This window comes from Bartonella sp. AP11XZML (genome assembly GCF_042196445.1).
Lineage (GTDB): Bacteria > Pseudomonadota > Alphaproteobacteria > Rhizobiales > Rhizobiaceae > Bartonella.
In genome coordinates, this window is record NZ_JBHIQF010000020.1 from 1 (window position 1) to 10,273 (window position 10,273).

Consider the following 10,273-nt stretch of genomic DNA (forward strand, 5'->3'; position numbering starts at 1 on the left):
GGCAAAAAATCCACTTTCTGGTACCTATATCGGGCGGCTTTGTTTGCAAGGCGTGCTTACACAAGAGCAACATGATGCCGCCCAGCAATATCTACAGATAAGGAATAATTACCTTTGCGCAAAAGGCTTGCCTAATGCAATTTATGATGATGTGTCTACAAATTCAGATCCAGATAGCTTTGAACAATGGGTTCAAAAAGCAACAAATCACTATCAAGCCGTACAAGAGACATTAAAAGAAGCACAATGCCTTTATAGACAGTACAATCTTCACGCTGCGCTACAGTACCTCGTTATAGAAGATCAAGAATTACTACATCTTGTGAGTTCGCTAAAGGTTGCTCTTAATGCGCTTCAAAAGTATTTTTCGCAAAATTATGTAACTATCAATAAAAGTGAATGATAAACTTATATAACGCTTCACTTTCATAATCTAGTTTATGAAGTTTTCTTTTATTTTCAATTATCCGCTTTTCAATTATAGGAAGGGCTTTCAGAATTTCTGATTCCTCCATATGGTTCTTAGATTGTTTTGCTTTATTTAGATCCTCTATTGCACTTATTTTTTGTAGCATACTGCCGGTTAAATCGCTAAAACTATTGTTTCTTTCCCACAGTATATCATGCCATTCTCTTATCATATTTACATGTTGTTCAAAACGTTCTTTTGATAAAGTCGACATGTTATGCAAGAAATATACTTCTTCTATCATTCTAATTTCTTTGAATCTTTTTTCCCACCATTCGTTTCCATGAATTAGGTGATTATGAAGTTCGGTTTTTAATTCTGTGGTTACTTTTGAACAGAATAACTTATTAAAAAATGAAGAAGATTCTTCAGAATTAGCATATCCATTTGAAGTGGATATAAAACACGTTGTAAAAAGTGCGATAATTAATACGCTTCTAAATAAAGATTTTTTTATAAACATCATTTCTACCTTATATGTCTACCTTAATGTGCACTTTATCTGTTTAACTGATTCACTTTGAAATTATCAATATGTGTTATTTTAGTGTTGACAAAGTGTAGCAAATCGTATTTAATGACAAATACGGCACTTGTCGTATTGTGTCTAGACGAGAGGCAGTGCAGTTTGGAATCCCCGCATTTGCGGGGTTTTTTATTATCTGGAGGGCGTATTTTATGACATCAGAAAATACACAGCAGGCTCCACAACCCATTAAAAAGCGTATACCCCCAAAGGCAGGTCAAGGGCGTGTCAAAGGCGTTCCGAATAAGATGACGCGCATTTTAAAAGAAGCAGTGGTTAAGGCTGCTGAGAATGCTGGGAATAAAATTGGCAAGGATGGTTTGATCTCTTATTTGGAAAAGCAGGCTATGGAATGCCCCGCTGCTTATTTAGCGTTGCTTGGTAAGGTGTTGCCTTTACAGGTAACAGGTGAAGATGGGGGAGCCATTAAGATCATAACGCGTGTAGAAATTGCTCCTTTAACAATGAATGACGACAAGACAGATTAAGATTGTACCAAAACTTATACCGATTTTTACAGGAGACGCTTTGGTACGAGCGGCTTGGGGTGGACGAGGGTCTGGGAAGACAAGATCATTTGCCTTGATGGCTGCTTTAAAAGGCTATCAATTTGGTATGCAGGGGATATCGGGGACCATTCTTTGTGCACGTCAGTTTCAGAATTCTTTGGCAGAAAGTTCATTGGAGGAGATTAAGCGCGCCATTGAAGCGCACGACTTTTTAAAGGACTATTACAAGGTTGGGGAATCTTCGATTAAGTCGATAGATGGTCGCGTAGCCTTTCAGTTTTCTGGTCTGGACCGTAATATTGCGAGCATTAAATCGATGGGGCGTATTTTGCTTTGTTGGGTTGATGAGGCAGAGCCCGTTACAGAGACGGCTTGGCAGACGCTTATACCGACTTTGCGTGAAGAGGGCGAGGGGTGGCGAGCAGAGTTATGGGTGACATGGAACCCGTTGCGAGAGAATGCCCCCGTTGAGAAGCGGTTTCGCTTTTCAGACAATGAAGCCATTAAGCGTGTAGAGATCAATTGGTCAGACAATCCGAAGTTTCCCAAGATCTTGAATGAAGCGCGGCTTGATGATCTGAGAAACCGTCCAGAGACCTATAAGCATATCTGGGAAGGGGCTTATCTTACAGCGGTTCAAGGCGCTTATTATCAGAAAGAGATGTTGGCAGCCGAGCAGGAGGGGCGGATAGGGCGTGTTGCTCGTGACCCTTTAATGCAAATACGTGCTTTTTGGGACATTGGGGGGACAGGCGCCAAGGCAGATGCCACGGCGATATGGATAGCACAGTTTGTGGGGCGAGAAATTAGAGTGCTTAATTATTACGAAGCACAGGGGCAGCCTTTATCGGAACATATCGGTTGGTTACGTCAGAATGGCTATGAGAAGGCATTGATGGTTCTCCCCCATGATGGTGCAACAAGAGACCGTGTACACAATGTGAGTTTTGAGAGTGCTTTAAATGATGCGGGTTTTGAAACGCAAGTCATTCCTAATCAAGGGGCAGGTGCTGTTAAGATGCGAATAGAGGCGGTGCGACGTATTTTACCTTCAGTATGGTTTAACGAAGAGACAACCGTAGCGGGTCGTAAAGCACTGAATTGGTATCATGAGAAATGGGATGAGAAGCGCAATATTGGCTTGGGAGCAGAGCATGATTGGTCCAGTCATGGAGCAGATGCCTTTGGATTGATGTGCGTGGCTTATGAAGAACCTCCGACGATACAAAAGCGACCAGCTTATAGCGGTAGAGAAACTTATGAAAGCACGTCATGGATGGCAGAATGATGTATGATGAAGAGCATTTAGAGAAAGAAAGTAACGCATCAGATTTGTCGACAGAAGGCTTATTTCGCAAGCTTGTCAGCTGGTACAAAGAAGATGTGGAGCATGTGAATAAATGGCGCGAACATGCAAGAGAGGATTTTCGATTTTACAATGGTGATCAGTGGAATGAGGCTGATTTAGCGGCGTTAAAAGAGCAACGCCGCCCCGTTATGACGTTTAATCGTATTGCACCATTGGTTAATGCCGTTGTGGGTTCAGAGCGTAACAATAAACGAGAAGTGCAGTTTATTCCCCGTCAAGTAGGGAAGGCATTGCCTAGTGAATTGCTTACCGGTGCGGCAGAATGGTTTCGGGACATGGCGCATGCAGAATACGCTGATAGTGATGCTTTCCAAGATGCGGTTATCTGCGGCATGGGGTGGACTGATACCCGCCTTGATTATGAAAACAGTCTTGATGGTGAACCGGTAATTACGCGTTTAGACCCACTGAAAATGGTCTGGGATAGTGCGGCAGTGCAACCGAATTTAACCGATGCACAACGCATGTGGTATGTAGACCGCAAGCCCTTGGAAGTAGCCAAGCAGATGTTTCCAAAATCTCATTGGACAGAGCTGAGTGCGGATTGGGCGCGTGATGGGGTTGCTTATGAGGGCATTCATCATAATGATCTTGAAGCTTATAATGATGAGAAGGGCATTGATGTTGAAAACGGTCGTCGGATGGTTACACTTGTTGAATGCCGTTGGTTTGAAAGCGAGCGATATTACAAAGCGCCCGATTTAAGCACTGGAGAATTTCGTGATTATAGCGAGGAAGAATTTAAACAGCTTCAATGTATGATGCCTAATATTCAAGGGGCGGCTTTTAATAAAAAGGTTGTAAGGCGTGCTTTTTTAGGGAGGAAATTGCTTGAATCCCCTGATCAACCTTTGGTTCCAGCGGGTCAATTGGGTTGGGAGTGTATAACGGGGTATTTTGACAAGATAGAACGGCAATTTTATGGGGTTGTGCGTCCTACAAAAGACCCACAACGGTGGGCGAATAAGTACTTTAGTCAAGTGATGTATATCCTTAATAGCCAATCCAAAGGCGGGATAATGGCAGAGAGTGGTGCATTTAAGGATGAGAGAGAAGCAGCAAAAAGTTTAAGCCGATCAGACAGTATTACATGGGTTAAACCTAACGCATTGGCAGGTGGTAAAATACAACCAAAGCCTGTAGCACAGTTTCCACAAGGCTTTTTCCAACTGTTTAATGAAGCTAAGGAAGCAATTAATCAGGTGACGGGTTTATCACCCGAATTCATTGGTACAAGGGAAGTGACACAAGCGGGTATTTTGGAGGCACAACGACGCCAATCCAGTTTAAATCTGCTTGCTTGTCTGTTTGATGGTTTACGTTTGTACCGCAAGCGGCAGGGTAAGATTATTTTGCACTTGATACAGAATTACTTGTCCGATGGTCGTTTGGTACGGATATCTGGTGAAGAGAATGCGCAATATATTCCATTGACGCGTGAAGAAGTAACGAGTGTCGAGTATGACATTGTTGTCGATGATGCTCCAACCAGCCCGAATGAGAAAGAGCGCACCTTTGGTATCATCACACAGCTGCTCCCATTGCTTCAAAATGCGATTACGCCGGATATTATGCTTGATCTACTTCGTTATTCTCCATTGCCTGCGTCATTGCTTAATCGTGTGAGTGAGAAGATGCAACAGCAGCAAATGGCACAACAAGCCCAACAACAGCAAATGAATCCGGAACAAGAAATGAAGTTGCAGGAAAAGCAGCAAGATATTGCGGCTAAAAGTCAGATGCAACAGATGGATTTACAAGGCAAGCAGATTGAATTGGTTATGCGTCAAAAGAGAGCAGAATTGGAAGCTGAATTGATGCAACAGAAGCATGAGCTTGAACGGGAGCGTATTCTTAATGAACGAGCGCAAAATCAAATCATGCGTGAAAGAGCGGCAACATACAGAGGAAGAAGCATTTGAGAGAGGTTAGAGAATGAATGCAGAAATGAACGAAGCTATGAATGAAGATTACAGAGTTGGAGCACCGGTCTTTGATGATGAGAGCTCTTTTGATGCCGGCACTTATGATGGTGAAACGATTGATAATGATGACATTACGTCTCCAGAGCCGGTTGCACAGCCCGTTGAAAAGCCTTCAGAGATTGTTCCTAGTATAGAACAGCAGCGTATGGAGCAACAAGCCAAACAAGCTCGTGAAGCGCTTGTCAAGCTTTATGAACCCCAGTCCCAGACGCCAATGGTTGAAGGTGAAAATGCACCCCCAGACCCTACACAAGACATTATTGGCTATATGAGTTGGATGGGAAAAAAGATTCGAGAGCAGGATGCGTATATTAGGGAACAGAAAGAAGCGCTAAGACAAGCTGAGGAACAGCAGCAGCATGATATACGTCTTGGTCAGTTTTTCAACAATTCTGTTAAGTCGTTTCAAAATAAATCCAGTGATTTTGGTGACGCGGCAAATTTTCTTTATGAGAAGCGTGCGAAGGAATTGAGTTCTTGGTCGTCACTTTATCCTGAGTATGCAGATCCAAACACAATTTCTGAGATCATAAGGAATGAATTGCGTACGATTGTAGCGACTTGTGCACAAAGAGATCTCAATCCGGCAGAAGAAATTTATAGAATAGCGCAAAACCTTGGCTATCAGAACCAAGCAGTGCAAGCGAATAATCAAGTTGCAGCACTTCAAAGCCGTCAGAATTCTGCGAGAACCTTAACAGCATCTGGAGGAGGGGGCGTGACGGGTCCTATGACTTTAGAATCTATTGGAAATATGTCTGATAAAGAATTTGGAGAATGGTATAGCAATCCTAAGAATCAAATCATTTTTGATAAGTTAATGGGGCGCGATGGCTGATTATAGTCTAGGTGCATAACGTAATCCGCTTTTAATGCGGGTTTTTGCCGGCTTTAAGCCGGTTTTTTTATAGCAAAGAAAGGTAAAATCAATGGCAATAACACGTATACCTATTAATGATGCTCAAGCGGTGAAAGCTTGGTCAAAGAGATTAAATTATGAAGCGTCTAAAGCGCTTGATATTGAACCGTTAATGGGAGAAGGCTCCAATAGTATCATTCAAGTCAAAAATGAACTTAGGAAAGAAGGCGGAGATTGTGTTACGTTTAGCTTACGAGCACAGATTATGGGGCGTGGTGTAAGCGAGGGTGAAACGCTTAAAGGCAATGAAGAAGCGCTCCAATTTCTCCATGATAAATTATATATCAATGAACTTAATAACGCTGTTTCAACAAAAAATAAAGGTACGATTGATCAACAACGTATTTTGTTTAGTTTACGCGACGAAGCACATAAGGCATTGGTTGATTGGTTTGCAGACCGTTTGAGTTTGATGTTTTTTCTTCAAGTTTGCGGATATACAGCGCCTACAATAAAGTTTGAAGGACGTGAAGTTGAACTTGATGAATTGTATTATGGTTTTAATGCACCATTGACACCAAGCAGTAAGCGCATTGTGCGACCAGATGGTAAAACTAAGGATGAAGATGTTAAAGAGTTAGCCAAACATAGCTTTAGTTTGAAGCTCATAGATGAAGCTGTTAAAGTTGCAAAGTTGGCTAACCCCAAAATCAGACCAGTACGTGTTGGTGGTTCGAATGTTTACGTCATGTATCTTCATCCCATACAAGTTATGCAATTGCGTACCAATACCGATACTGGTCAGTGGCTTGATATACAAAAGGCAGTTTATTCAGGTTCGCGCGCGAAGAACCCGATTTTTGATGGCTCTTTAGGCATGTATAATGGTGTGATTTTACGAGAATCCGAACATGTAACCCATGGTGTTAAATCCGATGGTAGTGTTGAAGAAAATGTCCGACGTGCTGTATTACTGGGTGCACAAAGTGTGATGCTTGCCTTTGGAGCAGAAAATCAAGACATGCGCTATAAGTTGGTTGAAGAGCTTGATGATTATCAACGAGTATATGGTGTTGCAGCTAAGACAATCATAGGCATGAAGAAAACACGTTTCCAAATGCCTGGAAGAGGACAACATGCGCAAGATTTCGGAACCGTTGTTGTTTCAACTTGCACAGGCGAAAAGCCTTCTTAATTTTCAAAGAAAGGAAATAAAACATGGCAGAAGGATTACCACAGCCCCTACAAGGGAGAAATTTGGTTACGCAACAAGTGAGTTTTTTTCGCTTGAATATCTCGCATAAAGATAAGCATTTGACGCGCAAAATCGGGACTTTACCGCGTGGTGCAATGATCCTTTCGATTAAAGCGTTTGTGAAGACAGCGTTTTCGGATGCGAAATTAAAGATAGGCAGCACCTATGGTGGTAATGAGTTTAGTGAAAAGGATATCAAAACCCAAAGCACTCAAGATTTTACATCAACCAACCAAAAAGAGTTTGTTCCAGAAGATCAAGAGCTTACGCTTTATGCAACACGGGATAAAACAACCGCGGCTGGTGAGTGTGTTGTGGTCGTGCAATTCGTGACCAATCGTTGAGAGGTATAGGGGAAGGCTTAATTCCCCTCACGATTTATGGAGCAGATTGTACAGAGAGTTGTAAATTAAGGGCAGATAAGACAGCGACTAAGGTAGAAAGTTTAGGATCACCTGTTTTGCTTAAAGAGCGGTATAATCCACTGCGTTCGCGATTGGTTTCTTTTGCTAAGGCACTCATATTTTGTGCTCTAGCAACAATACCAAGGGCATCCGCTATATGAGAGGCATCACCAGTTTTAAAGGCTTCATTTAAAAAGACTTCTTGAGATTCTGGTGTTGTGAGGTGTTTTTCAAAGTTAAAGGTTTTCAATTTCATTTTTAAGATCCTCTAAAAGAGATAAGGCTTTTTGAATATCACTGGATTGTGTGGATTTGTCACCACCACAAAGCAATATAATGATTTTATCGCCTTTTTTTGTAAAATAAATTCGGTAACCAGCACCATAGTGGATACGTAATTCACCTATACCATTAAAAAACTTTGCATCACCCAAAAGCCCTGAACGAATTCTATGAAGCCTTGCAAGAATTATATTAGCAGCTTTTCTGTCTTTAAGTTTTTCTAACCAGTTATCGAATTCATCTGTTGTTTTTATTATCGCTACCATCAGTGCACTATACTACACAATATATATAATATCAATAGTAATAATTTTTACTGAGAGGTATTTTGATGACACGTCATTATATTCGGGTTAAGACCGGAGGACCGATACCAGTAAAGCGAGATGTTTATCGTCATAAGAGAACACTTTCGCACTTAGTGTCGGTTATTCAAGATGAGATTGATGACATAGCCGATGAGTATGTTCAACAAATCCAAGAAAGCATTTTTGCAGCCATTCGTTTTTGTGAACGGGAGACCTTTTACTTTAACGAAAGCCGTGATGTGGTGTTTGAGACACGGGCGGGACAAGGTGTTTATGATGCAAGCACTACCAGCCATATCGAAAGTGCTGTTAAAATCAAAAACGTTTATCTGAGTTCTGATCAACATCATAAGTTTGCATTGGAGTGTAAGGACCATGTTTCTTTAGAGCCTTTGTTATCATCAGAGCAGCAAGGAACGCCGGTTTGTTACAGTTATTTTGATAGGAAATTACATCTTTATCCCACGCCGGATAGAGCCTATCAGATTCAACTCATTCTCTCTCCATTGCGTTTATCAGAGATAGAGAGTGTTGATGAGGAGCATCCATGGTTTGTGCACGCGTTTGATTTGATTAAGGCGCGTGCAAAATATGAACTGTACAAGAATATTCTTAAAGAACCCGATTGTGCAACGGCAGCGTACAATGACTTTAACGAACAGTTGCATGAATTGCGTGCAGAGACGTCTCAACGTCATAACGTGACTAGAATAATACCAACGGATTTTTAGCATGGTTTATTTTCCCATTGCCGATTACAGACCGGATGTTGCGGTTGTCAACGGCAGTTTTACGGATAGCCTTGTGAATGTTTTACCGGCAGATGGTGGTTACATACCCATGCCTAGTGCAATGGTTGTTTCTAATCCTTTGGAAGAAAAGCCCTTGGGTTCAATCGCCTTTAGAAGCGGTAATGGTGTTAAGATAATCGTAGGAGGCAAGCAAAAGCTTTACAGTTATGATAGTCAAACGAAGGGTTGGAAGGACATAAGTCAAAGTGGTGTGACTTATCATGCGCATGAAGAGAATAAATGGTCGTTTGCTCTTTTTAAAAACATGGTTATTGCGGTGAATAAAAATGATAAACCGCAAGTTTTCAAGGTTCTTAGTTCTGAACGGTTTGAAGATTTAGAAGGCAATCCACCGAAAGCAGGATTGGTCAAAGTTTGGGGACCTTTTGTTTGTTTGATGCAATTGACAGATAATCCCAATCGCATTCATTGGTCTGGAGAAGGCGATGAAACTCTATGGGAGACTCAATATAATGTTAGTGGTTATATGGATTTCCAAGNCTATGGGAGACTCAATATAATGTTAGTGGTTATATGGATTTCCAAGATGGAGAATATGTGCAGGGGGCAACAGAAACAACCAATCCCCTTATTTTTCTTCGTTCTGCTATTTATGCTGGTTCTTTGACGTTAGGTTCCAAGAGCCCGTTTGCTTTTCAAAAGATCCAAGACAAGCGTGGAGCGCGCAGTGCAGCCTCTATAGCGTGTCGAGGGAGTGATGCTTTTTTTGCAGGTGATGGTGGTTTTTATCAGATGAGTTTGGATGGTCAACTTTTACCGATAGGTTTTGAAAAGGTTGATAGAACGGTTTTTAAAACATTTGATAAGTTTGCTCTTGATGAGATGCAAGGGGTTATAGATCCCATTGATAACCGGATTTACTGGTCCATAAAGAGAGGCAATAACGAGCAAACGACCTTTGTCTATGATTGGGGCTTGCAGAAATGGTCGACGCTACAGGGAAAACCTTTCACGTTGTTTCCAGTGTTTACGACAGGGTATACTTTAGAACAGTTAGATGAGATTTCGATCAATCTTGAGTCCTTGCCGGCTTCTTTAGACAGCCCTCGTTGGCAAAGTGGCGCTCCAATGCTTGGTGCTTTTGATGATGAAAATAGACTTGTTATGTTTACGGGAGCACCGATGGAGGCAACGGTTGTTTCGCAAGAAATGGGAGCACCAGATGGAAGTTTTAACTTTATCACGAAAATGTTTGCAGAGGTGGATACGACGGAAGGACTTTTAAGCATAGGGGAACGTCGGCTTCGTAATGATCAGACGCCGATCACATGGCATAAGGAGAGGGTGTGTTCTTATCTTACGGGTGCTTATCATGGTCGTTCGCGCAATCGTTATCACCGCTTTAAATTGCGTATTCCTGAAGGCGTTCATTGGAACCATATCACAGGGTTTAATGTGGATTTACGTCCTTTAGGCAGAGGGTAATGGCAAAAGTCTTTTTGACCACGTCTTGGGATATGGAGCGTATAGCGCCTTATCTTGAAGACATCATTGC

At 41.8% G+C, this 10,273-nt stretch carries 11 protein-coding genes and 1 pseudogene; 9 read left to right on the forward strand and 3 right to left on the reverse strand.

Going from position 1 to position 10,273, the window contains the following annotated elements; translation table 11 throughout:
* Positions 1-403: hypothetical protein (locus ACFIMG_RS02135; protein WP_375679340.1), on the forward strand; the 403-nt coding region annotated here is incomplete at its 5' end.
* On the opposite strand, the gene ACFIMG_RS02140 is transcribed toward ACFIMG_RS02135, so the two are convergent.
* The gene (locus tag ACFIMG_RS02140; protein WP_375637143.1) at positions 387-935 is read right to left on the reverse strand and encodes a hypothetical protein; all 549 of its coding nucleotides are present in this window, start codon (positions 933-935) and stop codon (positions 387-389) included. The two genes, ACFIMG_RS02135 and ACFIMG_RS02140, sit on opposite strands and share 17 nt — an antisense overlap.
* 212 nt (positions 936-1,147) lie before the next feature.
* On the opposite strand from ACFIMG_RS02140, the gene ACFIMG_RS02145 reads away from it, so the two are divergent.
* The 6 genes from ACFIMG_RS02145 (at position 1,148) to ACFIMG_RS02170 (ending at position 7,316) form a co-directional block, all read left to right on the forward strand.
* The gene (locus ACFIMG_RS02145; protein ID WP_375637144.1) at positions 1,148-1,483 is read left to right on the forward strand and encodes a hypothetical protein; all 336 of its coding nucleotides are present in this window, start codon (positions 1,148-1,150) and stop codon (positions 1,481-1,483) included.
* Positions 1,464-2,792: a PBSX family phage terminase large subunit gene (locus tag ACFIMG_RS02150; RefSeq protein ID WP_375679339.1), complete on the forward strand. Its 1,329-nt coding sequence runs from the start codon at positions 1,464-1,466 to the stop codon at positions 2,790-2,792. The genes ACFIMG_RS02145 and ACFIMG_RS02150 overlap by 20 nt, the downstream gene beginning before the upstream one ends.
* The gene (locus ACFIMG_RS02155) at positions 2,777-4,795 is read left to right on the forward strand and encodes a portal protein (RefSeq protein WP_375679338.1); all 2,019 of its coding nucleotides are present in this window, start codon (positions 2,777-2,779) and stop codon (positions 4,793-4,795) included. The genes ACFIMG_RS02150 and ACFIMG_RS02155 overlap by 16 nt, the downstream gene beginning before the upstream one ends.
* Positions 4,796-4,808: 13 nt before the next feature.
* On the forward strand, positions 4,809-5,696 hold the full coding sequence (locus ACFIMG_RS02160) for a hypothetical protein (RefSeq protein WP_375679337.1): 888 nt from the start codon (positions 4,809-4,811) through the stop codon (positions 5,694-5,696).
* Positions 5,697-5,787: 91 nt separating this feature from the next.
* On the forward strand, positions 5,788-6,912 hold the full coding sequence (locus ACFIMG_RS02165) for a N4-gp56 family major capsid protein (protein ID WP_375679336.1): 1,125 nt from the start codon (positions 5,788-5,790) through the stop codon (positions 6,910-6,912).
* A gap of 23 nt (positions 6,913-6,935) precedes the next feature.
* Positions 6,936-7,316: a hypothetical protein gene (locus ACFIMG_RS02170; protein WP_375607487.1), complete on the forward strand. Its 381-nt coding sequence runs from the start codon at positions 6,936-6,938 to the stop codon at positions 7,314-7,316.
* A gap of 34 nt (positions 7,317-7,350) precedes the next feature.
* Here ACFIMG_RS02170 and ACFIMG_RS02175 read toward each other — a convergent pair whose 3' ends face one another.
* Together ACFIMG_RS02175 and ACFIMG_RS02180 are read right to left on the reverse strand one after the other, a co-directional pair.
* Complete coding sequence (locus ACFIMG_RS02175) at positions 7,351-7,632, reverse strand: addiction module antidote protein (RefSeq protein WP_273788712.1); 282 nt, start codon at positions 7,630-7,632, stop codon at positions 7,351-7,353.
* A complete protein-coding gene (locus ACFIMG_RS02180) occupies positions 7,613-7,924 on the reverse strand; it encodes a type II toxin-antitoxin system RelE/ParE family toxin (protein WP_017196508.1) in 312 nt (103 codons plus the stop codon). Before ACFIMG_RS02180 ends, ACFIMG_RS02175 begins: the two co-directional genes overlap by 20 nt.
* Before the next feature lie 65 nt (positions 7,925-7,989).
* Between ACFIMG_RS02180 and ACFIMG_RS02185 the strand changes: the two genes are divergently transcribed.
* Both ACFIMG_RS02185 and ACFIMG_RS02190 read left to right on the forward strand, forming a co-directional pair.
* Positions 7,990-8,697 carry a hypothetical protein gene (locus ACFIMG_RS02185; RefSeq protein WP_375693558.1) on the forward strand — a complete coding sequence of 236 codons (708 nt, stop codon included), beginning with the start codon at positions 7,990-7,992 and terminating at the stop codon, positions 8,695-8,697.
* A 1-nt stretch (position 8,698) separates the two neighbouring features.
* Positions 8,699-10,203: pseudogene (locus ACFIMG_RS02190) on the forward strand (hypothetical protein).
* Positions 10,204-10,273: the final 70 nt, after the last annotated feature.

Excerpts from the sequence above, each read along its gene's own strand:
- ACFIMG_RS02170 (WP_375607487.1), top strand. The coding sequence starts at position 6,936 with ATGGCAGAAGGATTACCACAGCCCCTACAAGGGAGAAATTTGGTTACG.
- ACFIMG_RS02150 (WP_375679339.1), top strand. The coding sequence starts at position 1,464 with ATGACGACAAGACAGATTAAGATTGTACCAAAACTTATACCGATTTTT.
- ACFIMG_RS02145 (WP_375637144.1), top strand. The coding sequence starts at position 1,148 with ATGACATCAGAAAATACACAGCAGGCTCCACAACCCATTAAAAAGCGT.
- ACFIMG_RS02180 (WP_017196508.1), bottom strand. The coding sequence starts at position 7,924 with ATGGTAGCGATAATAAAAACAACAGATGAATTCGATAACTGGTTAGAA.
- ACFIMG_RS02185 (WP_375693558.1), top strand. The coding sequence starts at position 7,990 with ATGACACGTCATTATATTCGGGTTAAGACCGGAGGACCGATACCAGTA.
- ACFIMG_RS02140 (WP_375637143.1), bottom strand. The coding sequence starts at position 935 with ATGATGTTTATAAAAAAATCTTTATTTAGAAGCGTATTAATTATCGCA.
- ACFIMG_RS02175 (WP_273788712.1), bottom strand. The coding sequence starts at position 7,632 with ATGAAATTGAAAACCTTTAACTTTGAAAAACACCTCACAACACCAGAA.
- ACFIMG_RS02155 (WP_375679338.1), top strand. The coding sequence starts at position 2,777 with ATGGATGGCAGAATGATGTATGATGAAGAGCATTTAGAGAAAGAAAGT.
- ACFIMG_RS02160 (WP_375679337.1), top strand. The coding sequence starts at position 4,809 with ATGAATGCAGAAATGAACGAAGCTATGAATGAAGATTACAGAGTTGGA.
- ACFIMG_RS02165 (WP_375679336.1), top strand. The coding sequence starts at position 5,788 with ATGGCAATAACACGTATACCTATTAATGATGCTCAAGCGGTGAAAGCT.